The sequence below is a fragment of the Actinoplanes sp. NPDC000266 genome (assembly GCF_042899005.1).
Lineage (GTDB): Bacteria > Actinomycetota > Actinomycetes > Mycobacteriales > Micromonosporaceae > Actinoplanes.
This window is the reverse complement of sequence record NZ_JBIAZI010000003.1, coordinates 313,396-337,962: the sequence shown is the minus strand read 5'-3', so window position 1 is coordinate 337,962 and position 24,567 is coordinate 313,396. Positions and strand designations below refer to the sequence as shown.

Genomic DNA, 24,567 nt, shown 5'->3' with positions numbered 1-24,567 from the left:
CCTGGTGCACAAGGTTCGGTGATCTCTCTGCCCAAGGGTGGTGGCGCGATCAACGACCTGGGTGAGAAATTCTCCGCCGACCTGTCCTCCGGATCCGGCTCGCTGTCGGTACCGGTGCCCGTGCCGGCCGGCCGGTCCGGTGCGACGCCGCAGCTTGCGCTCGAGTACAGCAGCGGCCACGGCAACGGGCTGTTCGGGTTGGGCTGGCATCTCGGTCTGCCCGGAGTGTCCCGCAAGACCTCACGGGGAATCCCTCTCTTCCGCGACGAGCAGGATGTGTTCCTGCTGTCCGGCGGTGAGGATCTGGTGCCGGTCGACGGGGGTGCGGCCGGCCGGCAGCGATATCGGCCCCGCACCGAGGGCCCGTTCGCGCGCATCGAGCATGTTCGCGGCGGCGGGAACGACTACTGGGAGGTGCGCGGCACCGACGGCTCGCTGACCTGGTTCGGCACCCCGCGTCCGGACGGCGCACCCGCGGATTGGCGAGATCCGGCCGTCGACGCCGATCCTGGCGGCCGAGGACGGGTGTTCGCCTGGCAGATCTCCGAGAGCCGGGACCCGCTGGGCAACATTGTCCGGTATGAGTACGGGCGCGATGCCGGCCAGGACCTCGCGCACAGCTGGGACCAGCCGTTGCTCACCGCAGTCGCGTACGCCGACTACGGCGACCGGGCGGCGCCCGCGTTCCTGGTCCGGGTGGAGTTCGACTACGAACCGCGTCCCGACCCGTTCTCGGACCGCCGGGCCGGGTTCGAGCTGCGGACGTCGACGCGGTGTCGCACGATCCGGGTGTCCACGCACGCGGCCGACGGCGTCGCGCGGATGTCACAGGAACTCCGCCTCAGCTACCGGCCGGCCGCGTTCACCGGCGCGTCGCTGCTCGTGCGGATCGAGCCGGTCGGCGTCGACGACCAGGGGCCCGCGCCGGTCGAGGAGGCGTTGCCGCCGCTGAGCCTCACCTACTCGGAGTTCGACCCGGCCAACCGTCGCCTGGATCGATTGTCCGGGGCCGGCCTGCCGGCCGTGCCCTTGGACAGCCCCGGCTTCGCCCTGGTGGACCTGCACGGCACCGGGCTGCCCGACATCGTCGAACTGGGCGCGGCGAAGCGGTTCTGGCGCAATGCCGGAAGCGGCCGGTTCGAGTTGCCGCGCTCACTGCCGGAGGCGCCGCCGCTCTCGCTGACCGACGACGGCGTGGAGTTCATGGACGCGAACGGCGATGGCCGCCCCGATCTGGTCGTGTCCGCGGTGACCACGGACGTTGCCAGCAGAGGGCTACCGGCCGGATATTTCCCCATGACGTTCGCCGGTGGGTGGTCACGTCGCTCCTTTCAAACCTATCGGCAGACGCCGGCCGTCAGGTTCGACGATCCGAGCACGAGGCTGGTCGACCTGGACGGCGACGGGCTCACCGATGTGCTGCGCTCAGGCAGCCGTCTCCAGGCCTGGTTCAACGACCGGGATCCGCGGGTGGCCTGGCAGCGCACCTCGGTGAGCAACAGCGCCGCGCAGCCGCCGGATCTGGCCGACCCCAGGGTCCGGCTGGCTGACATGACCGGCGACGGGCTGCAGGACATCGTGCTGATCACCAACGGCAACGTGTCGTACTGGCCGAACCTCGGCCACAACCGGTGGGGCGCGAAGGTGACGATGCCCCGGTCGCCGCGTTTACCAGGCGACGCGGGCGGCGGCATCGGCTACGACCCCCGCCGCGTTCTCCTCGGCGACGTAGACGGGGACGGCGTGGCCGACCTGATATACGTCGGGGACGGACGAGTTCTGTTCTGGGTGAATCAGTCCGGGAACGCGTGGACCGACGCCCCGTTCGTCATCACCGGCACGCCACGCTTCGCCGGCGCCGACTCCGCGCAGATGGTCGACCTGCACGGCACGGGGATGGCCGGGCTGCTGTTCAGCCGCTCGGCGGACCGGGCCGATCCGCGCTTCCTGAACTTCACCGGCGGGCTCAAGCCCCACCTGCTGGCCGGTTTCGACAATCACCTCGGTGCGATCACCCGGGTGGAGTACGGCACCTCGACAGCCGAATACGTACGCGACCAGGGCGACCCCGCGACGCGCTGGCGAACCCCGCTGCCGGTCCCGGTCCATGTCGTGTCACGTGTCGAGGTCACCGACGCGATCTCCGGCAGCCGGATGGTCACGCGGTACCGGTACCGCCACGGCTATTGGGACGGCGAGGAACGCGAGTTCCGAGGATTCGGTCTGGTCGAGCAACTCGACAGCGAGACCTTCGCCGATCCTTCGGTGCCGGACGGGCACTTCTCGCCGCCGGTGCTGACCAGGAACTGGTTCCATCTTGGACCGGTCGCGACCGTCGAGGCTGACACGTGGACCGAGCTGGACCTGAGTGCCGAGTACTGGCAGGACGATCCGCCGAAGCTGGCCGCCCCGGCCGGGCACGCCGAATTCCTGGCCGGTCTGTCTTCCGGCGCGAGGCGGGACGCGATCCGGGCCATGCGAGGACACCTCCTGCGCACCGAGCTGTTCGCCCTCGACGGCACGGCCCTGGAGTCGCGGCCGTACTCGGTGAGCGAGTCCGTCGTCGGCGTACGGCAGGAGGCGGACCGGGTCTTCCTGCCGTTCACGGCGGCCGGCCGGACCACCCAATGGGAACGGGGCACCGACCCGCACACCGAGTTCACGTTCCCAGCGGGCATCGACCGCTATGGCTTCCCGCTCGGGCAGATGCACGTCGCCGTGCCCCGCGGCCGCGATCCCATGACCGCCGGCCCGTCCGGCGCGCCGTACCTCGCGACGTCCTCGACGGTGGAGTACGCCACCCGGGACGACGCCGACCACTACCTGGCCGGACGGGTCGCCCGCACGAGCACCTTCGAGGTGGTCAACGACGGGCACCTCACGATGGCCGATCTGCGCGACGCGACACTCGCCGGTTCCGGTCAGGGTGTCTCACTCAGGCTGATCGGGCACAGCCGGACGTTCTACGACGGAGCCGCCTTCGAAGGGCTGCCACTGGGCGTCCTCGGCGAGCATGCGCTGCCTGTCCGCGAGGAGTCGCTGGTATTCACCGACGGGTTCCTCACCGGGCTGTTCGCCGCGACCGGCGCCCGGCCTGTTTACCTGGATCCCGACGGGGTCGCCTCCTGGCCGGCCGAGTACCCGGTCGAGTTCCGTACGCTGCTGCCGGCGCTGGCCGGATATGTGCACTACACCGGCGACAGCGTCACCGGCTCGCCGGGCGGGTATTACACGGTGACCAACCGGTTCCGCTACGACGTCCATGAACCCGGCCGTGTGCCGCGCGGCCTCCGCACGCGGTCGATGGACCCGCTGGGCAGCGTCAGCTCGATGGCGTACGACGTTCACGACCTGCTGCCGGTGTTGTCGATCGATGCCGCCGGACTGGAAACTTCGGCGGAGTACGACTACCGCGTGCTGCGCCCGCACACCGTCACGAACGCGAACGGCAACGGCAGCCGGGCCGTGTTCTCGCCGGCCGGGCTGGTCACGGCCGTGTTCGTGCGGGGCAAGGACGGCGAGGGCGACAGCTCCGAGCCCAGCACCCGCACGGAGTACGACCTCCACGCGTTCGACTCGCACGGCCGGCCGGCGTCGGCGCGTACCGCCGGGCGCGTGCACCACGACACGGACGTCGACGTCCCGGCCGCCGACCGGGCCGAGGTCATCGTTTCGGTCGAGTACTCCGACGGGTTCGGGCGCATCGTGCAGACGCGCACGCAGGCCGAGGACGTGCTCTTCGGCGACACGGCCGTCGGCGGCGGGGTGCTGCCGGCGGACCAGAACGCGCCGGCCGGCGGCGACGTGGCGGGCCGGGTCCGGGCACCGGCGGACCCGGAGAACGTCCGGGTCTCCGGCTGGCAGCTCTATGACAACAAGGGCCGGGTGGTGCGGGCGTACGAGCCGTTCTTCGCGACCGGGCTCGAATACGGCCGGCCGGGCGACGCATTGCTCGGGCCGATGGCCACGATGTTCTACGACCCGCGCGGCGAGGTCGTCCGCACCGTGCATCCCGACGGCAGCGAACAGCGAGTGGTCCACGGCGTCCCGTTCGACCTGTCCGACCCCGACCGGTACGCCCCCACACCATGGGAGTCCTACACCTACGACGCGAACGACAACGCCGGCCGGACCCATGCGGGCACCAGCATCGCGTTCCGCGACCACTGGAACACGCCGGCCAGCATCGAGGTCGACGCGCTAGGTCGTACCGTCAGCGCCGTGGCCCGCAACCGGCCCGATACCACCGACTCGATCGTCATCCGCCAGTCGTACGACATCACGGGCAACCTCCTGTCGGTCACCGACGCACTCGGAAGGGTGGCCTTCCGGTACACCTACGATCTGGCCGGGCGCCGCTGGCGCGCTGACGGCCTGGACGGCGGCCGCCGGGACACCGTGCTGGACGCGCTCTCCGAACCGGTCGAGAGCCGGGACAGCAAAGACGCGCTCGGCCTGCTCGCGTACGACGTCCTGCACCGGCCGATCCGCGGCTGGGCGCGTGATGCCGCCGACGGGAGGGTCACTCTCCGGCAGCGGATCGTGTACGGCGACGCCGGCGGGCCCGGCCAGCCGGCGGCCGATCGCGCCGTCGCCCGGGCGGCGAATCTGCTGGGCAGGCCGGTCCGGCAGTACGACGAGGCCGGTCTGGTGGTCACCGAGGCGTTCGACTTCAAGGGCAACCTTCTGCGGGCGACACGTCGCGTGATCGCTGACGCGCCGCTCCAGGACACGTATGTGCGGGCACAGGCCAACGGCTGGGTGGTGCCGGGATTCAGCGTGGATTGGCAACCCGCCCCCGGGCAGACCCAGGATCAGCGTGACGCGGAGCTGCTGGAACCGGCCGGCTACACCACCACCACCACGAGATACGACGGGCTGAGCCGGCCCACAGCGCACCTGCTGCCGGTCGACGTCGAAGGCGGGCGCCGGGAGATCCGGGCGGCCTACGACCGGTCGGGCGCACTGGTCCGGATGAGCCTCGACGGCACGGTGTACGTACAGCACATCGCCTACGACGCCAAGGGGCAACGGCAGCTGATCGCCTACGGCAACGGCGTGATGACCCGGTACGCCTACGACCCGCGGACCTTCCGCCTCGTCCGGCTCCGCACGGAGTCGTACAGCCGGCCGCAGGCAGCGACGTACCGGCCGGCCGGGCCGGTGCTGCAGGACTGCGGCTACACGTACGACCTGGTCGGCAACACCCTCGCGGTCCGTGACCGCACGCCCGGGGGCGGCCTGCCGCTGAGCCCGAACGCGCTCGACCGGCAGTTCGGCTACGACCCGGTCTATCGGCTGGTGTCGGCGACCGGCCGGGAACAGGCCACCCCGCCCAACCAGGATCCGTGGATCAACCTGCCGCGCGGGGTCGACGTCACGACCACCCAGGCCTACACGGAACAGTACCGGTACGACGCGGGAGGCAACCTGACCCAGCTGGTCCACAGCAGTGCGGGCGGGTACACACGGGACTTCACGCCGGCGCCGGGCACCAACCGGGTGCTCCGGATGGAGGCCGGAGGCAACCCGTTCGACTGCGTCTTCGACGCCAACGGCAACCTGTGCCTCGAGGCCGGCACTCGCCGCTTCGGCTGGAACCACGCGGACCGGCTGATGACGTTCGCGACGCAGACCGAGGGCGCCGAGCCGTCGGTGCACGCCCACTATCTTTACGACGCGACCGGCGAGCGGGTGAAGAAACTGGTCCGCCGCCAAGGCGGAGGGGTCGAGGTCACCCACTACATCGGTGGCCTCTTCGAGCACCATCGCTGGTCCGGCCCGACCGCCGGATCCACCAGTGGCGCCAACAACGCGGTGCATGTACTGGACGACCAGCACCGCGTCGCGGTCGTGCGGATAGGGCCGGCCCACCCTGACGACCATGGACCGAGGGTTGCCGTGCACCTCACCGACGACGTGGGCAGCAGCACGGCAACGGTCGACGGCAGCGGCGCGCTGACCAACCGTGAGGAATACTCCCCGTACGGTGAGACGACCTTCGGAAGCTACACCCGCAAGCGGTACCGCTTCACCGGCCGGGAACGCGACGAGGAGAGCTCACTGAGCTACCACGGCAGCCGGTACTACGCGCCGTGGCTGACGAGGTGGACCTCGGCCGATCCGGCCGGCGCGTCCGGCGGCGCCAACCAGTACGCCTATGCCGCGAACAACCCGATCCACTTCACCGATACCGACGGCCGCAGCCCGAAGAAGAAAGCGCCGGGCCGGCAGTCGAACTACGGCGTCGGCACCCACGGTCCGTACAAGGAACTGAAGAAGACCTACGCCAGCAAAGTGGGCAGGAACCAGGTCACCTTCCTCGAACATCCCATGCCGGGCTCCCACGTGGAGCTCATGATGACCGACCCGACGACCGGGAAGAGCGACTACAAGCAGAAGGGCGGTTACGAACGAGCCGAGGTCATGCGCACGGAGAAACGGGGCAAGGTCCCCAAGGACCGGCTCGACAACGCGCACCTGAAAAGGTTGAAGGAGCGGGTGGCCCGGGGCGAAGGGATCAACTACAAGAAGGACATCCTCATCCGGTCGAAGCGGGACTGGGACAGAGTCATGAACGGCGTCGAGTCCGCTTCCACCAGGGCGCAGCGCGGCGCGACGATCGTGGGGCAGGACGGCAGTCACTTCCAGACACTGTCGCTCCGGGAGGCGGGGAAGAAGACCGCCCAGTTCGAAGCCCGCTTCGAGCGCCAGATGGAGCGCAGACTCGCCCGCGCCGAGGTGCTCGCCAAAGGCGCCAAGGGCGTGGCCGCCAAGGCCATCGGGATCGGGGTCAAGGGCCTTGCCGTCGCCGGCAAGGTGACCATGGCATGGACGGTCGCCAAGCACTCCTTCCTGGCCGGTGCGCACCTGCGTGAGGGCAACTGGCGAGCGGCCGGGGGTGAGGTCGCGACCATGGCCTACGAGCTGTTGCCGGTCGACCCCCTGCTGTTCAAGCCGGACCACATGCGCATGCCGGGCTTCGGGCCGAACCAGACCATTTTCAAGGCCCGGATCGAGGGCTCCATGGGTGGCGGGGCCGGCGGAGGATGCCAGGCCTGCCACGACGCGGTCGCCGCGGACAACTATCTCAAGACCACCGTAGAAGGAACGACCTGGGAACTCGTGAACGGCGCGGGCATCGGCGGCAACGGGATACCGACGGACGCCGGCTGGAAGGCGTACGAGAACCGTTTCCGGCACTGAGCGGGAGGGGCCGAGATCCATGGCAGTCGTCCATTACTACGATCCCCGGATCGGGATCGGCGCACCGGCGCCCGGCGCCGTCGTGGGCGGTAGCTTCACCGTGAGCGGAACCGCCTCCTGCGACCTGTTCAAGGACATGCCGGGCGAGCCGCGGATCTTCATCCGGCACGCCGACGAGGCCATCACGGCCGTCCGCGTACGCCTAGGCAGCGGCCCGTTCGTCACCGCCACACCGACGGGGCCCTCGGCCGGCTGGACCAGATGGACGTGCACGATTAACGGCGTACCCGGCGGCGCGGTCACGATCACCGCGCTGGTGTTCGCGTCGGGCCCTTCGGGCGACGACGGCAGCGCCGGCGGCTCCCTGTCGGTGACCGTCGACGTGACACCGCCGTCGCTCACCGTCGGTCAGCCGGCGGACGTGGTCCTGCCCGCACCGCCGTACCTGGCGACGATCACGGGAACGGCGTCGGACAGCCCGGCCGGCGTGGCCCGGGTCGAATGGCAGTTCGGTAGTGGACCATGGACCACCGCGAGCGGTACAACCAGTTGGACGGCACGGGTGGCGCTGCCGGCCCTGGGGCTGCACACCGTCTCGTTCCGGGCGCGCGACAACGCCGCGAACCTCAGCGCCACCCGCACGGCGCAGGTCCGGGTCGGTGATATCACCGCGCCCTCGCTGACCATCACCACCCCGCAGGCCGCCGAGACGTTCACGCTCGCCAACGGCCAGGTCACCGTTTCGGCAAGCGGGACCGCGTCCGACACCCAGACCGGCGTCGGGCGCGTGGAGTGGGCGGTCGACGGCCAGAACGCCTTCACACAGGCCACGCCGCGCGCGGCGAACGACTGGTCGACCTGGACCGCGCAGGTGCCCATCGTCATCGCGGGCAATCATCGGCTGACCGTACGGGCCCTGGACAAGGCGTCCCCGGCGAACACCACCACAGCGCACCGCGAGTTCGTCGTGGCCGAGCCGTTCGAGCCCCAGGACCCGGAGGCCGTCTTCAGCCCCACCGCGTACCTCGACGACCTGCTCTCCTACGCCACGCGCCGGGTCAGGACGGCCGCGAACGGTGCGCTCGTCACCCGGCAGGACCTGGTGGACACGTTCCTTCAGCCCTATGTCGCACTGGTCGCCCAGGGCAACCGCGCTGTGGCGAATCAATCGACCAGCCAGGTGCGGCTGTGCGTCGAGGTGCTGCGCCGGTACTTGGCGAAGCACGGTGGCAGTGTGCCGGCCAGGGATGAGGTGGCCTACCGGCAGGCGGCCTACACCGCCGTGTTGCAGCAGCTCGGGGTGTCGTTCGACGAGGTGCGCCTGGCCCGCGTGGCCGACGACGCGACACGTGCCGCGCTGGCCGCCCGGCTGGGCATCGCGCTCAGCCAGTTCCGCCCGGACCGGCTCGACGATCTGCTGCTGCAGCCGTCCGCGCTGAACGAGGCCGCCCTCAAGACCCGGTTCGGCCTGGAGGAGACGACCGTCAGGCCGCTGATGGAGAGCCTGTTGCCGGAGCCGAGCCTGCTGATCTGGCAGAAGGAGTTCCTGCGCGGCACGTGGCAACAGCAGGACGATGCGGCCCAGTCGGATTTCGATCTGCCGCTGCCGGTGATCGACCCGGATCTGCTCGGCACCCGGGATCTGCGGCAGCCGAACCGGGGCAACGCCGCGTACGACCTCTGGAAGGCCAGGGCCGATGCGCTCATCGAGCTGACCCGGAACTTCGACACGCTGCGCCGCGCGGAGCCGACCCAGCAGGCCGGCTTCGACCGCATCGTCGGTGACACCGCCGGGCCCGTCGCCGGCCTGCTGACGATGCTCCAGACGCGGGAGGACGGCGACAGCATCGACGCCGAGCTGCGCTCCAGGCGGCTCACTCTGGCGGCGTTCCTGCACCTGATGCGTGTCCGCCGGCTCGCGGTGGCCGGCAGCATGCTCGACGCGGAGTGGAGCGACGTCTACGCCATCCTGGTGGAGATCAGGAAGTGCGGTCTGCGTACCGCGTGGCGGGCCGGGGAACGGCAGAGCGGACTGATCCTCGGGCCCGAGTTCTTCCGGCTCAGCGGGGGAGCGCCGGGTGAGGTCCCAGCATTGCCCAGGTGGCGGGCGACGCCGCACGCGAGACAGGTCTGGCGGCGGACGCTCGAGTCGCGCATCCAGCAGGAGGAGACGGTCACTCAGGCGATCCAGGCGGCTGTCAGCGCGGCCGAGGAGATCGCACTGCCGATCCTGCGGCACTCCTGCGTCGCCGCCATCGCCGGCACCCGCGACCCGGACGTGATCGCCGACCGGCTGACGCGAGAGCTCGGCATCGACTGCAAGGACAGCGGGCACCAGCGGACCACCCGCGCCCAGCAGGCGCTCGCGACCCTGCAGGAGGTGCTGATGTCACTGCGCACCGGCCGGTTCCGCGACGTACCACCGGTGCTCGGCACGGCGAACCCGGCCGCGAACTGGGTGCTGGCGCTCGATCCGGCCAAGCCGTTCACCGAGGCGGATTTCGACGAGGAGTCGCGCTGGATGGGTGGCTACGCGACGTGGAGCGCCGCGATGCGGGTGTTCGCGTACCCGGAGACGTTCCTCCTGCCCGAGCTTCGACCGCCGGCCGCACAGACTGCCGCGTTCCGCACTCTGATGGGGGATCTGCGCGACCAGCCCCGGCTCACCGCGAGACAGGCGCGCAGCCGGGCCGCGGCCTATCTGACGGCGCTGACGACCGAGCTGGGCGGCGCGCTGCCGACGAGCCTGATGGCGGGCGCGTTCGTCATCACCGAACAGCTGACCGACACCCAGCTCACCACGCGCAAGGCGTTCATCGCGAGTCTGTTCGGCGCGGTCACCAACCCGGCCCAGGCGCCGCTGTACCTGCAGGAGATCTTCTACCTGGTACCGATGGCTCTGGCGCTCCAGCTCCAGAGGTCCGGCCAGTTCCTGCCGGCGCTGGACTGGATCGAGACCTTCTACGTCGACCACTTCGCCCCCGCTGACCGCAAGATCTACCGCGGTCTCGTACTGGAAGAGACGCTGGCCACTCAATATCAGCGTAATCCCGACAACTGGCTGCGCATGGGACTGAATCCGCACGAGATCGCCACCGTGCGCGCCAGTGCGCACACCCGGTTCACGCTCACCACCCTGGTCCGCCTGTACCTCGACTTCGCCGACGCCGAGTTCACCCGCGACGACAGCGAGTCCATCTCACGGGCACGTGGCCTCTACGGCACGGCGCTGGACCTGCTCGCGCTGCCGGAGATGCAGGCGCCGACCGGCACGAACGCCAGCCCGTTCCCCCCGACCCCGGTACCCGAGGCACTTCGGCTGCGGGCCGAATTGAACCTGGCCAAGTTGCGCAGCGGACGCAACATCGCGGGCCTGGAACGCCAGTTGACCCCGCTGACGCAGCCGGCCCTGACGCTGGACCGGCTGACGGCAGCCGGCGCCCGGGGCTCGTTCCGGCCCACGCCGTACCGCTACGGCGTGCTTGTCGAGCGTGCCAGGAATCTGGTGAGCGTGGCCCAGCAGGTCGAGCAGGCGTTCCTGGCCGCTCTGGAGAAGCGAGACGCGGAGGTCTACAACCTGCTCAAGGCCGGCCACGACCTACAACTGGCCGGTGCCGCCGTGGCACTGCAGTCGCTGCGGGTCCGGGAGGCGGAGCAGGGCATCGGTCTGGCCGAACGGCAGCTCGACCGCGCCACGGTCCAGCGCGACACCTATCAGGGATGGATCGATGCCGGCCTCAACGACTGGGAACGCGACATGCTCGACGACTACGCCGAGATCGGCCGGCGCCGAAACCTCCTGGCCGACATCGACGCGGCCCTGACGGTCGCGCAGACCCTCGCCGCCGTGGAGTCCGGTGGCTTCCTCGGCACCGGCTTGGGTGCCGGGCTGGGCGGCACGCTCGTGGTCGGCGGCTTCGCCTACGCGCGGGCGTCCACGTCGAAGATGCTCAACAACGCCGAGACCTCCGCGCAGATCAACGCGGCCACGGCGAGCTTCGAACGCCGCGCGCAGGAGTGGGAGCTGCAGCGCCAGCTCTCCCAGAGCGACATCGCCATCGGAGAGCAACAGATCGCCATCGCACAGGCGCACACCGACACGATCCGCCAGGAGGAGGCCATCTCGCGCATCCAACACGAGCAGGCCCAGGCCACGGTGGACTTCCTGGCTCACAAATTCACCAACGCCGAGCTGTACGCCTGGATGAGCGGCGTCCTCGGCGGCGCGTACAGCTACTTCCTCCAGCAGGCCACAGCCATGGCGCAGCTGGCACAACACCAGCTCGGGTTCGAACGGCAAGAGGTGCCGCCGGTGTTCATCAAGGCGGACTACTGGGATACTTCCGGCGACAAGGCGGAGCAACCGGCCGGAGCGCCCGGGCCGGACCGGCAAGGGCTCACCGGCTCGGTACGGCTGCTGCAGGACATCACCCGTCTGGACCAGTTCGCCTTCGACACCAACCGGCGAAAGCTGCAGCTCGCCGAGACGTTCTCGCTCGCGCGGCTCTTCCCCCTGGAGTTCCAGCAGTTCCGGGCCAGCGGGCGGCTCCCGTTCACCACGTCCATGGCCCTGTTCGACCGGGGCTTCCCCGGCCATTATCTGCGGCTGATCAAACGGGTACGGATGTCGATCGTGGCCCTGGTCCCGCCCGTACAGGGGGTGCGCGCGACGCTGATCGCCTCCGGCATCTCGCGGGTGGTCAGCGGTGGTGACGTGTTCCAGACCGTCATCGTGCGCCGCGACCCGGAGGCCATCGCGTTCACGTCCGCCACCGGCGCCACCGGCGTCCTGGACCTGGAACCGGAAACCGGGATGCTTCTCCCGTTCGAGAGCATGGGCGTGGACACGAGCTGGGAACTGCAACTGCCGAAAGCCGCCAATCCCTTCGACTTCGGCAGCATCGCCGATGTGCTGTTCACTGTCGAGTACACGGCACTGCAGGACCTCTCGTACCGGCAGCAGGTCATCCGGCAGCTGGCGGACACATCGAGCGCCGAGAGCGCGATGAGCGTTCGCGACCAGTTCCCCGATCAGTGGTACGACCTGAACAACTCCGGCCAGTCCAGTACGCCGATGTCGGTGACACTGCCGCTGAATTCCGCGGCCTTTCCACCCAACGCGGTGGACCCACGCATCCAGCACGTGATGCTCGCGGTGGTCCGCGCCGAGGGCCAGGCGTTCGAGATTGCGAACATCCGGCTGATGGTGACATCGCAGGGCGAAACCGTGGCGGTCGGCGGTACGGTCCCCACCACCAGAGATGGCATCATCAGTACGCGCCGGGGCAACGCGAGCGCCTGGACCACCCTCATCGGCAGATCCCCCGCGGGGGCCTGGGAGCTGACGTTTCTCGACAACGAGGACCTGCGCACCCGGTTCCAGAACGAGCAGATCACCGACCTGGTCCTCGTGGTGACGTACAGGACAGAAAGTCCGGCGTGGCCCGCATAGGCCGCCGGGCTTATCGCAGGAAGCCGGTCAACGCGGCCGCCAGTGCCTCCGGATTCTCCTCGGCCATGTGGTGGCCGGAGTCGATCGGAAGGCCTTGGACGCCGGGGGCCCAGCGGCGCCAGATGGACAGCGGGTCGCCGTAGAGCTCTTCCATGTCGTCTCGCGTGGACCACAGGAACAGGGTGGGGCACGTGATGGTCCGGCCCTCGGCCCGGTCGGTCAGTTCGTGCTGGTTGTCCACGCCCAGGCCCGCTCGGTAATCCTCCAGCATCGCCCTGACCGTGTCGGGGTCGTTGGTGGCCTCCCGGAACTCGGCGTGGTTCTCCTCGCCCATGCGGGCCGGGTCGCCGCTGTACCAGGCGTCGGGGTCGGCCAGGATGGCTCGCTCGGGCTTGTCGGGCTGGGCGAAGAAGAACCAGTGGTACCAGTCGCGGGCGAAGCGGGCGTCGCAGCGGGCCAGGGCCTCGCTGATCGGGACGCCGTCCATGACGACCAGCTTCCGTACGGCCGTCGGGTGGTCCAGGGCCAGCCGCAGCGCCACGTAACAACCGCGGTCGTGGCCGGCGGCGGCGTACGAACGGTGGCCCAGCTTGGTCATCAGGGTGTGCAGGTCGCGGGCCACCGTGCGCTTCGACTGTTGAAGGTGGTCGTCCTCGATCGGGGCCTTGCCCGAACGGCCGTAGCCGCGCATGTCGGGGACGACGACCGTGAAGCCCGCTTTCACCAGCAGTGGGGCGACGCGGTGCCAGGTGGCGCCGGTGCGGGGATGGCCGTGGATCAGGAGCACGGGTGGGCCGTCTCCTCCGTGGCGGACCCGCAGGCCCACCTCGCCGACGTCGATCCACTCGTCCTGGAAGCCTTCGAACATGGCGGTGGACGTACCCGCGAAAAAATCTTTGGAACGCGAGCAACCTTTCGGGCGCCTCCGACCACTTGATCACGTCTGAAATGATCAGGAGGACGATTGATGAAGTACAAAAAGGGCGCGCTGATCGGCGGGGTCGCCGTGGTGGCGGTCGCGGCGGCGGGGCTCACCGCCACCGCGTTCGCCGCGGGTGGGCCGTCGTTGGGTGACAGCTTTGAGGACGGTGACACGAGCGGCTGGTCGAAGTCCGGCGGGTCGTGGTCGGTGGTGACCGACGGCAGCAAAGCGCTCCGGCAGGGCGACAACGGCAGCGAGCTGGCGCGGTTCTTCGCGGGGGACAGCGGCTGGACCGACTATTCGGTGCAGGCCTCGGTACGCCCGCTGACGCTGGCCTCGTCCGGCGCGTCGGCCGGCATCGCGGCCCGGGCCAGCGGATCGCACGAATTCGAGCGCCTGGTGCTGGCCGCCGGGACGGCGCGGCTGGAGGAGGTCAAGGGCTCGTCGGTGACGGTGCTGGGCTCGCTGGCCCTGCCGACCGCCGGCAGCGGCTGGCACAAGCTGCGCCTGGACGTGTCGGGCAAGCGGGTCACCGGCTACGTGGACGGCACGCTGGTGGGCGACGTGTCCACCGCCAAGCTGACCAAGGGCCGCATCGCCCTGCTCACGGTGGACGCGTCGGCGTCGTTCGACGACATTTCCGTGGGTACGCCGTCAAGCACCCCCACAGCCGCACCGACAGCCACCACGACCGCGCCGGCCGCGACGGCCACGGCCAAGCCGACGACCGCCGCCCCGACGGCCACGGCCACCGCCGAGCCCACGACCGCCGCCCCGACCGCGACCACCGCGGCGTCCTGGCCCACGCCGGTCAGCACCACCACTCTCACGGCCACCCGCAAGATCACGGGTTCGGTCGACGGCGGCAACGTCCGGTTCATCGGCGGCGGCGACCTGGGCGGCGACGGCCAGGACGAGGGCCAGGACCCGCTGTTCCAGCTGGCCGACGGGGCCACCCTGTCGAACGTCATCATCGGCAGCCCGGCCGCCGACGGCGTGCACTGCCTCGGCACCTGCACGCTGCGCAACGTCTGGTGGCAGGACGTGGGCGAGGACGCCGCCACCTTCAAGGGCACCTCGGCCGCACAGACCATGACGATCGTCGGCGGCGGCGCCATGCACGCCTCCGACAAGACGTTCCAGCACAACGGCCCGGGCACCTTCGTCATCAAGGACTTCCAGGCCAGCGACATCGGCAAGCTCTACCGCTCCTGCGGCAACTGCTCCAAGCAGTACGCCCGCAAGGTCCAGGTCTCGAACGTCACCGTGACGACCCCGCTGAAGGCCCTGGTCGGCGTCAACTCGAACCTCGGCGACGTGGCCACCGTCGACAACGTCACGGTCGTCGGCGGCACCAGCAAGACCGTCATCTGCGCCATCTTCAAGGGCGTGACCAGCGGCGAACCGACCCAGATCAGCTCCGTCCCCGACGGCAAGTCCTGCACCGCCACCAACATCACCCTGAAGTAGCGCGCCCCCGTACCGGAGCGGGGGCGCGCAGCCCCGCCCCCGCTCCCCGGGCCGTCCGGCCGGTCGGGACCCCGGCCGGACCGCCCTGGGCAGCCGTCAGTCGAGGCGCAGCAGGGTTTCCTCGATCTCGGCGCGGCGGCCATGGGCGTATCCGGAGTCGGAGCCGGTCACGGCGAAGCCGGCCTTTTGCAGGACACGGATCGAGGCCACGTTGTCGCTGGCCGCGCGGGCCAGGATCGGGCGGGCCGGCACCTCGGCCAGGAGCAGGGCCAGCGCCCGGCCGGCGATGCCCTGACCCCAATGGGCGCGATCGATCCAATAGGTGACCTCGGTGTCGCCCTCGATGACGAAGCTCGCGATGCTGCCGACCAAGTGACCGTCGAGCGTGATGACGCGGTTGGTGACGTCGTCCCTCGCCCTGATCTTCGCCATGTGGGCGTCGAAGGCGGCCCGGTCGTCCGGATCGGCGGCCGTGAAGGCGGCCATGCGGACGGACTCGGGATCTCGCATCTGGTCGAACAGCGCGTCGAGGTCGCCGTCTTCGATCGGGCGCAGTGCCACCTCAGCCATTGTTTGCCTCCCCGTGTGGTCTTCGGGCCGGACCGTACCAGCGGGGTATGACGAGTCCGGCCGTCAGCAGCAGGGCCGCCGGCGGAAGGGCGGTCACTGCCAGCTCGATCGCCACGACGGGGAACGCCGGAATGCCCTCGGCGGTGAACAGGGCGGCCCGGATCAGGACCGTGTTCAGCAGGAACAGGCCGGCGGCCATGGCCAGGCGCTCGTCGACGGCCAGCCAGAGCAGGCTGCCCAGGAAGAGAGCGGCCACGGCGGCGAAGTTCAGGATGCCCGACACGCTCGGGAAGAAGGACGTCAGGATCAGCACGAGCGGCAGGGCCGGGGCGTACTTCAGCAGGGCGGTGGCCGGCGCCGGCCGGCGGCGTACCAGCGGCACGAGCAGCACGATCGCCAGCGGGAAGCACCAGAAGCCGCTGAAAACGGGGCTGCGCATGGAGTTCGCGACGATCAGGGTCAGCCCGAAGGCGGCCGAGGCGGTGGCGATCGCGGGCAGGAAGCGGTTTGCCGCCGCGGCCGCCACGGCCAGAACTCCGAGGGCGAGGGCCGCGATGGTCAGGAGCATCTCGGTGGAGGACCAGAGGGAGGGCCCGCCCCGCAGGGACTCGTTGGTGAGGACGACCGCCCGGTCGGCCACGTCGTAGACGAGCAGCATGAGGGCGGCGGCCCGGAAGGCGGTGAGCCAGCCGCCCCGGTGATGGCCGGCGTGGGCGCGCAGAGCGCCCAGCACCAGCGCGGCGGTCTCTCGGAGCGGTGGACGGGCGCGCGCGTCCTCGGTGGACTCGAGCAGCGTGGCCAGCAGTTCCGGACCGCGATCGCGCCGATAGCCGGCCGGATAGAGGCGGAGGAGACGCGCGTAGCGGCGCTCGAGGGCGGCGCTCACGCGAGACGGCCGTTGCGGTCGGCGGCGGCGCGGAAGGCGGAAGCGAGGCGGGAGCCGCCGGCGGCGAGGGTGCCGGCGGCCGAGGCGAAACGGCCCGAGGGGCCGGGGGCCGGGCGATCGGTGACGACGCGGGCGGCGGCGGCCAGGTGGGCGGCTTCGGCGCGCAGGGCGGTCACGCCGTCGGGGGTCAGGGCGTAGTAGCGCCGGGCCCGCCCGTTGACGACCTCCTCCTTCACCACCCGCACGAGGCCCTCGTGGGTCAGGCGGTCGAGCGCCGTGTAGAGGGTCCCGGTCGCCGGTTTCACCCGGCCCTGGGACAGGGCCTCGGTCTGTTTGATGATCGCGTAGCCGTGCAGCGGCTCATCCTGGAGCGCGGCCAGGATGAAGTACGTTGGTTCACGCATGGCCGAACTATATATGTAGCTGACCTATGTATGAAGGGCCGCTCGCAACACGTCGATAACGGCCGCCGGGTCCAGCGGGCGCTCCGGCCCGGCGCTGTAGAGTGCACCCGTCCGGACCGTCCATCGAAGACGGTCATCGACGCGGCGGCAGGTGAGCATGGCGTGCGCCGAGCGGTCGCGCTTCTGGTAGGCCAGCGTCTTTTCGCCCGGCCCGTAGGCCATGGCCGCCACGTTCAGCACCGTAGTCCCGCGGCCCGACAACTCGATCGGGTCCACGTTCTGGAAGATGACCCGCAGCTCCCCGATCGTGACCTCGCGGGCGGCGGCGTCGATCCGGGCATCCGGCAGGGCCTCGACGATCTCGTCGAAAGCGTCCTCGAGGATCGCCGACAGGTCGGTCTCCGCCTGGCGCCGCTCCTGCCTCTGACGCTCGTCGGCTGTCATCTTGGCGTTGATCGCGATGTCCTGGTCGCGTCTCCACGCCTCGTGGCGGCGGACATCGTCGACCAGCGCCTCCTGCGCGGGCGTCAACTTCTGGCGCAGGTTGTCGACGGCCTCGACGACCGCCCGGGCGTCCTGCGGCCGGTCGGCCGGCGCCTTCGCCACCAGGCGCGCGAGCAGCCGGGACAGGCGCGGCGGCAAGTCCGGAGTTTGGGGCGGCGCCGCCGTCAGATGCTGCCTTTCGAAGTCGTCCTCGGACGGGCCGGGGAAGGGCCGCTCGCCGGTGAACACCTCGTAGGCCAGGACGCCCAGCGCGTACAGGTCCGACTTGGCCGTTCCCCGCTGGTCGGTCCAGACCTCCGGCGCCATGTACGGCAGGGTTCCGCCCCCGCCTGTCGTATACGTTCCCGTCACCTCGGTCAGGATCCGGGACAGGCCGAAGTCGCTGATCCTCCACGTGTCGCCGAAGCGCAGCACGTTGCCCGGCTTCAGGTCGCGGTGCGCGATCGGGACCGCCGCCAGCTCGACCAGCCCCTCGGCCACCTGCCGCAGCACCGTCAGCCCGGCGCCGAGCTCCAGCCGGCCGTGCGCGAGCTCGTCGTCCAGGGAGCCGTCGGCCAGCGGCATCACGATCAGCAGGTCGCCGCCGGCGAACGCGATGTCGAGCGGCAGCACCAGATGGTCGATGCTGTCACCCGTCCGGGCGGCTTCCGTGAGCCGGTCGCCGACCTCGATCTCGCGCTCACGGACCCGCTCGGCGCGGGTGCCGGCCCATTTCAGGCGGACCCGTTTCACGGCGACCGGAGCACCGTCCACCAGCGACTTCCCCCGGAAGACCGCGCCCATGCCGCCCTCGGAGCCGTTCGAGTCGTCGTACTCCCACTCGCCGCCGTCGCGGCCCGAGAACTGTGGCATGCCCGCATGGTAGGGCAGCGCTCACAGCCGCAAGGCTCCCGGCGCATCGGCGGGAACGGCCGGCCTGGCCGGTGCGATCGGGCTGATTCGCTTGTACGGCGAACCGAGCTCCGGGCGCGGATCCACGTCCCCTTTGTTCGGCCACAGGGCCACCGCCCGCTCGGCCATCGCCGCAATCGTCAGCGACGGGTTCACGCCCAGGTTGGCCGCCACCGCCGAGCCGTCGATCACGTGCAGTCCGGGATGACCGAAGACCCGGTGGTACGGATCGACGACCCCCGCCTCGGCCGACGTGCCGATCGCGCAGCCGCCGAGGAAGTGCCCGGTCACCGGGCGCCCCATCAGCTCGGTCATGGCCCCCAGCGGCACCCCGTCGATCGCGGCCGCCACCCGGCGGGCGACATCGTGCGCCGCCGGCACCCATTCGGGATTGGGCTCGCCGACGCCCTGCCGGGTGCGCAGCCGCCCGCGTTTCCGATACACCGTGATCGAGTTGTCCAGGGCCTGCATGGCCAGCAGCACCACGGTCTCGGTCGACCACCGGCGCGGCGACATCATCAGGCGCAGGTCACGCCGGTCGCGGACGAGCTGCCGCACGCCGGCGAGCAGCCGCGACCTTCCGCCCGCGTCGTCGACCAGCGTGGTCGCGAGCAGCGCGAGCAGGTTGCTGCCACGCCCGTACCGCACCGGCTCGACATGGGTCGACGCGTCGGCGTGGATCGAGGACGTGATGGCCACGCCCCGGCTGTAGTCGGCGTCGCGCCGCCGGGTGCGCGCGCCCAGGATCGACTCCGAATTGGTGCGGCTCAGCTCACCCAGCCGCGCTGACACACGCGGCAGGGAGCCGCGGTCGCGCAGCCGGTGCAGCAGCCGCTGCGTGCCCAGGGCCCCGGCCGCGAAGATCACCTGCCCGGCGGTGAAGACACGGCGCCGGACGCCGCCGGTGCGGTGGGTTCGGACCTCGAAACCCCCTTGGGGCAACGGTCGTACGTCGGTGACGGTCGTCAACGGGTGGACAGCCGCACCGAGGCGCTCGGCCAGATAGAGGTAGTTCTTGACGAGGGTGTTCTTGGCGCCGACGCGGCAGCCGGTCATGCAGGCGCCGCAGTGGGTGCAGGCCGCCCGCGACGGCCCGGCGCCGCCGAAGAACGGGTCGGGAACGGCCGCGTGGCCCCCGCTGTCCGGGTCACGGCCGGGATTTCCGAAGAGCACTCCCACAGGCGTACGGCGGAAGGTGTGCCCCACCCCGAGATCATCCGCAACCGATCGCAGCGCCCGGTCGGACGCGGTCTCCAAGGGGTTGACGGTCACGCCGAGCATGCGTTTGGCTTGGTCGTACGGCCCCGCGAGCTCCGCCTTCCAGTCGGTGACGGACGACCAGCGGGGATCGGTGAAGAATGTGCCGGGCGGTTCGTAGAGCGTGTTGGCGTAGCCGAGCGAACCGCCGCCGACGCCCGCGCCGGACATGATGAGCACGTTGTCGAGCAGGGTGAGGCGCAGGATGCCGAAGCAGCGCAACGCCGGGGCGTACACATAACGGCGCAGCCGCCACGAGGTCTGCGGCAGCTCGTCGTCGGCGAAGCGGCGGCCCGCCTCGAGCACACCGACCCGGTAGCCCTTCTCGGTGAGCCGCAGCGCGCTGACGCTGCCGCCGAAGCCCGAGCCGACGACGAGGACGTCATAGTCGTACGTCATGGGGTATGGTGGCGCCGTTGTTGGCGGGCTGTCAACAAGGAGGCGCCTGTGAATTACCACCGGCAGGGCAGCGGAAGTCCGCTCGTGCTGATCCACGGCATCGGCAGCCGCTGGCAGGTGTGGCAGCCGATCCTCGACGAGGTCGCGCTGCACCATGACGTGATCGCGCTCGACCTGCCCGGCTTCGGCGGGTCCAAAGCGGACGGTGGCCGCGGCGACGTGCCCCACCTGGCCGACCGCGTGACGGCGTTCCTCGACGAGCTCGGCGTCGTCCGGCCGGCGTTCGGCGGCAGCTCGCTCGGCGGCGCGGTCGCGCTGGAGCTGGGCCGCCGGGGTGTGGCCCGCTCGGTCACCGCGTTCTCGCCGGTCGGGTTCTTCGGCCCGATCGGAGCGCGGTGGTGCCAGGGCGTGGTCAGCGCGGCCCGGGCCGGCGGGGCGGCGCTCGGCCCGGCGGTGCCGTGGCTCATGCGCACGACGCCGGGGCGGGCCGCGCTGTGCGGCGTCTTCTACGGCAAGCCGACCCGCCTCGACCCGGCCGACTGCGTGACCGACGCGCGAGCGCTGGTCGCGGCGCCCGGCTTCGGCGCGGCCCGCAAGAGGCTGGGGGAGTGGCGCTACGAGAAGGGCATGGCCGACGGCATCCCGGTGACGATCGCGTGGGGCACCCGCGACCTGGTGCTGCCCTATCGGCAGGCGGCCAGGGCCTGGGTCCTGCTTCCCCGGGCCCGGCACGTGCGCCTGCCCGGTTGCGGCCACCTCCCGTTCGCCGACGACCCGGCAACCTGCACCCGCCTGCTCCTGGAGGCAAGCTGACCCGGGCCGGCGTCGGGTCGCGCCCGCCCGGCCGCTGCCAAAAGCGAGCTGACCCGCGCGGCGTCGGGTCGCGCCCGCCCGGTTGCTGCCAAAAGCGAGCTGACCCGCGCGGGTCAGGTCGTGCTCGCCCGGTTGCTGCTGAAAGCGAGCTGACCGAGGCCGGCGTCAGGTCGCGGTGGCGCGGCCGCTGAGGAGGTGGACCATTTCGAGGGCCATGTCCCGCGCTCGGGCGAGCTCGTCCTGCTGGGTTCGCGGTGCCGGGCGCGAGCGACGGAGCGGGGCCTCCTCGACCGTGACGGCGATCTGCACGCGGCGGCCGAGCCGGCGTGACAGGGCCTCGGCGATCGCCGGGCGCAGGCGGGCCTCGACGACGTCGCGGGTGAACGCGTCGGCGGCCACCAGCAGGACGGTGTTGCCGACGATCGTGTCGATCGCGACCTGCTCCAGATGGTGCGACCGGCCGGCCGACGTGACGACCTCGGACCACAGCTGCTCCGGATCGACCACCGGCGCCGCCAGCACATCGTGGACCAGCCGCGCCGCGCACGCCCAGTCGGACGTGCCGGCCCGGCCGGCCTGCTCGTCGAGGAGCGCGGCGGTGGCGGCCGAGACGGGCACCGGCACGATCCTCGCGCCCGGCTGGCCCTGGACCGCGGCGTCGGCGAGAGCCTGCCGCCGGCCCGCCGCCGCCAGCCACTGGCCGACACCGACGCCGGCCGCCGCGGCCGCCTCCGCGAACATCTCGTGATCGTCGGACCCGATCTTCACCTTGGTCATGTGAACCCCTCCGGTGGCTGCCGAAGCGGCCATTCAACACGTTCGCCGGGCCGACACGCGGGTGAGCCGGGTCCTGCCGTCATCGATCGCGTCCGCGTGTCGCCGCCTATTGGCACCCCGTCAACAAGCTGATAATTTCGCGGCAATGAATCCGCGTGTGGTTGTCATCGGGGCCGGTTTCGGCGGCATCGCCGCCGCCTCGGCGCTGCTCGGCGCCGGGTTCACCGACGTGGTCCTGCTCGAGCGGGCGGCGGCCGTCGGCGGCGTCTGGCGCGACAACACCTACCCGGGGTGCGCCTGCGACGTGCCCGCGCCCCTCTACTCGTACTCCTTCGCCCCTAATCCGGCCTGGAGCCGGCGTTTCCCGCCGCACGACGAGATCTTCGCGTACCTGCGGCGGGTCGCCGACGAGCGCGACATCACGAGCCGCGTGCGGCTGAACACCGACGTGCTCGAAGCCCGCTGGGACGGCGGCCGGTGGCTGATCACCACGGCGTCCGGTGAGCAGATCGAGGCCGACGTGCTCGTCCCCGCGGTCGGCCAGCTCACCAAGCCGGTCGTGCCGTCGTTGCCCGGCGCCGAGCGGTTCGCCGGGCCGGCCGTGCACACCGCCCGCTGGCGGCCCGGCCTGCCGATCGACGGGCGCCGCGTCGCCGTCGTCGGCACGGGTGCGAGCGCGATCCAGCTCGTGCCCGAGATCGCCGGCCGTGCGGCCCACGTGACCGTCTTCCAGCGCACGGCTCCCTGGACGCTGCCCCGGCCCGATCGTCGCTACGGCGCGGGCCGCCGGGTGGCGTACCACCGAATCCCGGTCCTCATGGGTCTTCCGCGGGCCGGCGTCTGGGCCATGACCATCGTGACCGGCCGGGCGCTGCTCGGCCGTCGCGCGTCGGGCGCCCTGCTGCGTGCCGTCTCCGGCGTGCAGCGGCGCTGGCAGGTGCGCGATCCGAAGCTGCGGGCCCAGGTCACCCCCGACGAGCCGATGGGCTGCAAGCGGGTCCTGTTCACCAGCGCCTGGCTGCCCGCCCTGTCCCGCCCCGACGTCAGCCTGGTCACCGAGAAGATCGTCGAGGTCACCGACGGCGGCGTCCGCACGGCCGACGGCGCCTCCCATCCGTGCGACCTGCTCGTCTACGCCACCGGTTTCGCCGCCTCCGACCTGGTCACCCCGCTGCGGATCGTCGGCCGCGACGGCGTCACCCTCGACGAGGAGTGGCGCGACGGGGCGTACGCCCATCTCGGCATGACGGTCCCCGGCTTTCCCAACCTCTTTCTGATGTACGGCCCGAACACCAACACCGGCAACACGTCGGTGCTCTATTTCCACGAGTGCCAGGCCCGCTATCTGGTTCAGGCCGTCCGCCGGCTCGCTGAGGGGTCAAAGCCTTTGGAGGTACGCCGGGACGTCGCGGCCGCCTACGACGCGGAGATCCAGCGGCGCCTGTCGGGTTCGGTGTGGACGGCCTGCCAGAACTGGTACCGCAACGCCTCCGGCCGCATCGTCACCAACTGGCCCGGCATGGCGTCGGAGTACAAGCGCCGAACGGCCCGGCTCAACCCGGCCGACTACTCGAACGGCGGCCGGTAGACGCTCACGCGCCGGGAGACCGGGTCGTACTCGTGCCGCTCCTGGGCGACGATGTCCGTCCCGTACACATGAACCGAGACCGCGTCCTGTTCACCCAGCGCCTGCACGGTGTGGATGACCCCGTCGGGCACGACGCTGACCTGCCCGGCCGCGTTCTCGAAGCTGCGCTCCTCCCGCAGCCCGCCGTCCGCGTCCCGGCTGAACCACGTCTCCCGCTCCCGCCCCCGATGAATCCCGATCACCGCCCACGCTCCGTGATCGTGGATCGGCGCCCGGGCCCCGCCCCGGAACACGGCCACCACCACCGAGCATTCGGGCGCCCGGTGCAGCGCGTGCAACTGCCACTCCCTGCCGGGCTCCCGCCGACATCGCGGCCAGTCCCCGCCGAGCAGCCCCGGCAGGATCTCCCGCACCGCCTCCGGCCCTTCGGCCGCCGCCTTCACGATCCGGCTCACCTCATCCATGCCACCGACGCTAGAAACCATCGCGCGCCAGGACATCCGTACCAGTACCGATTTCAGAACCCCGGCGTGACCTACTTGTCGTCAGCTCGCTGGTAGGAAGCCGCACGAGCGCCTGAGCCTGATCCTCGGTGAGGCCCGCGGCCGCGGTCGCGGGGAGTTCTCCGAGCCGGCCGAACGCTTCGGCGCGCTCGATGCCCAGCGCCCGCGACAGGACGACGGCGGCCGTGGCGCGGGCTCGCCCGGCCATGATGACGTCACAGTCTCCGTGGCCGGCGAGCAGCAGGCGATCCTCGCCGGTGTCGTCAGCCGGGTTCGCCGCGACCTGGAGGAATCCCTCAGTGAACCGGAACTGAATCGCTACCAGCCAGGACGGGTCGTCCGAGAAACTCACATGCACGATCTCGGCCAGGTTGGTCAAGCCTGATGGTGCTTCAGGCACCGAGCAGAAAGCCACCGGCCTGTTCGTGGAGTACTAGGCTCGGCGACTACGCGCGGGACGGGGTGGGGGACGATGCCGGATCTGGACAGGTTCGTGTCGGCGCAGCGGGGGGTCTACGAGGACGCCCTCGGCGAGATCAAGCAGGGCCGCAAGCGGACGCACTGGATGTGGTTCGTCTTTCCGCAGCTGGCCGGGCTCGGCTCCAGCTCGACCGCGCGGTTCTACGCGATCCGTGACCTCGCCGAGGCCCGGGAATACCTGGCCCATCCCGTGCTCGGGCCCCGGCTGGCCGAGATCTCCGAGGCCGTGGTGGGGTCGCCGGCGGCCAGCGCCGATCAGCTTTTCGGCTATCCCGACAACCTCAAGGCTCGGTCATCGATGACGCTCTTCCGTCACGCGGGCCCGGATCAGCCCGCCTTCGCCGCTGTTCTGGACCGGTACTACGACGGCGCGCCCGAACCCCGTACCGAAGAGTTGCTCGCCTGAGTTGTCGGATCGGGGCCGGGCCGTTCGTTGCACAGGTGA

Annotated in this window: 15 protein-coding genes; 6 read left to right on the top strand and 9 right to left on the bottom strand. The window is 70.8% G+C overall.

What is annotated here, in order from left to right; translation table 11 throughout:
* Positions 1 to 18: 18 nt before the first annotated feature.
* Both ACFY36_RS13095 and ACFY36_RS13090 read left to right on the top strand, forming a co-directional pair.
* The gene (locus ACFY36_RS13095; protein ID WP_499746155.1) at positions 19 to 7,206 is read left to right on the top strand and encodes a SpvB/TcaC N-terminal domain-containing protein; all 7,188 of its coding nucleotides are present in this window, start codon (positions 19 to 21) and stop codon (positions 7,204 to 7,206) included.
* 19 nt (positions 7,207 to 7,225) lie between these two features.
* Positions 7,226 to 12,658, top strand: coding sequence for a Tc toxin subunit A-related protein (locus tag ACFY36_RS13090; RefSeq protein WP_499746154.1), 5,433 nt, complete (start codon positions 7,226 to 7,228; stop codon positions 12,656 to 12,658).
* A gap of 10 nt (positions 12,659 to 12,668) precedes the next feature.
* Here ACFY36_RS13090 and ACFY36_RS13085 read toward each other — a convergent pair whose 3' ends face one another.
* A complete protein-coding gene (locus ACFY36_RS13085) occupies positions 12,669 to 13,526 on the bottom strand; it encodes an alpha/beta fold hydrolase (RefSeq protein WP_499746153.1) in 858 nt (285 codons plus the stop codon).
* A 99-nt stretch (positions 13,527 to 13,625) separates the two neighbouring features.
* Between ACFY36_RS13085 and ACFY36_RS13080 the strand changes: the two genes are divergently transcribed.
* Positions 13,626 to 15,050, top strand: coding sequence for a pectate lyase (locus tag ACFY36_RS13080; protein WP_499746152.1), 1,425 nt, complete (start codon positions 13,626 to 13,628; stop codon positions 15,048 to 15,050).
* Positions 15,051 to 15,146: 96 nt separating this feature from the next.
* On the opposite strand, the gene ACFY36_RS13075 is transcribed toward ACFY36_RS13080, so the two are convergent.
* The 5 genes from ACFY36_RS13075 to ACFY36_RS13055 are packed head-to-tail and all read right to left on the bottom strand — an operon-like array spanning position 15,147 to position 19,961.
* Entirely contained in the window at positions 15,147 to 15,620 is a 474-nt protein-coding gene (locus tag ACFY36_RS13075; RefSeq protein WP_499746151.1) for a GNAT family N-acetyltransferase, read from the bottom strand.
* The gene (locus ACFY36_RS13070; protein WP_499746150.1) at positions 15,613 to 16,506 is read right to left on the bottom strand and encodes a hypothetical protein; all 894 of its coding nucleotides are present in this window, start codon (positions 16,504 to 16,506) and stop codon (positions 15,613 to 15,615) included. Before ACFY36_RS13070 ends, ACFY36_RS13075 begins: the two co-directional genes overlap by 8 nt.
* Positions 16,503 to 16,910, bottom strand: a complete 408-nt coding sequence (locus tag ACFY36_RS13065; RefSeq protein WP_499746149.1) for a PadR family transcriptional regulator — start codon at positions 16,908 to 16,910, stop codon at positions 16,503 to 16,505. The genes ACFY36_RS13070 and ACFY36_RS13065 overlap by 4 nt, the downstream gene beginning before the upstream one ends.
* Before the next feature lie 24 nt (positions 16,911 to 16,934).
* Positions 16,935 to 18,266: a serine/threonine-protein kinase gene (locus ACFY36_RS13060; RefSeq protein ID WP_499746148.1), complete on the bottom strand. Its 1,332-nt coding sequence runs from the start codon at positions 18,264 to 18,266 to the stop codon at positions 16,935 to 16,937.
* Positions 18,267 to 18,287: 21 nt separating this feature from the next.
* The gene (locus tag ACFY36_RS13055; RefSeq protein ID WP_499746147.1) at positions 18,288 to 19,961 is read right to left on the bottom strand and encodes a GMC oxidoreductase; all 1,674 of its coding nucleotides are present in this window, start codon (positions 19,959 to 19,961) and stop codon (positions 18,288 to 18,290) included.
* Positions 19,962 to 20,009: 48 nt separating this feature from the next.
* On the opposite strand from ACFY36_RS13055, the gene ACFY36_RS13050 reads away from it, so the two are divergent.
* Positions 20,010 to 20,774 (top strand): alpha/beta fold hydrolase, encoded by a 765-nt coding sequence (locus ACFY36_RS13050; RefSeq protein WP_499746146.1) that lies wholly within the window; start codon positions 20,010 to 20,012, stop codon positions 20,772 to 20,774.
* A 165-nt stretch (positions 20,775 to 20,939) separates the two neighbouring features.
* On the opposite strand, the gene ACFY36_RS13045 is transcribed toward ACFY36_RS13050, so the two are convergent.
* Positions 20,940 to 21,551, bottom strand: coding sequence for a hypothetical protein (locus ACFY36_RS13045; protein WP_499746145.1), 612 nt, complete (start codon positions 21,549 to 21,551; stop codon positions 20,940 to 20,942).
* Positions 21,552 to 21,696: 145 nt separating this feature from the next.
* Between ACFY36_RS13045 and ACFY36_RS13040 the strand changes: the two genes are divergently transcribed.
* On the top strand, positions 21,697 to 23,139 hold the full coding sequence (locus ACFY36_RS13040; RefSeq protein WP_499746144.1) for a flavin-containing monooxygenase: 1,443 nt from the start codon (positions 21,697 to 21,699) through the stop codon (positions 23,137 to 23,139).
* On the opposite strand, the gene ACFY36_RS13035 is transcribed toward ACFY36_RS13040, so the two are convergent.
* Positions 23,118 to 23,603 carry a cysteine dioxygenase family protein gene (locus ACFY36_RS13035; RefSeq protein WP_499746143.1) on the bottom strand — a complete coding sequence of 162 codons (486 nt, stop codon included), beginning with the start codon at positions 23,601 to 23,603 and terminating at the stop codon, positions 23,118 to 23,120. The genes ACFY36_RS13040 and ACFY36_RS13035 overlap by 22 nt on opposite strands.
* Before the next feature lie 10 nt (positions 23,604 to 23,613).
* Complete coding sequence (locus tag ACFY36_RS13030; RefSeq protein ID WP_499746142.1) at positions 23,614 to 24,021, bottom strand: hypothetical protein; 408 nt, start codon at positions 24,019 to 24,021, stop codon at positions 23,614 to 23,616.
* 93 nt (positions 24,022 to 24,114) lie between these two features.
* Here ACFY36_RS13030 and ACFY36_RS13025 point away from each other — a divergent pair, with 93 nt between their 5' ends.
* Positions 24,115 to 24,528, top strand: a complete 414-nt coding sequence (locus ACFY36_RS13025; protein WP_499746141.1) for a DUF1810 domain-containing protein — start codon at positions 24,115 to 24,117, stop codon at positions 24,526 to 24,528.
* The last annotated feature ends 39 nt before the right edge of the window (positions 24,529 to 24,567 follow it).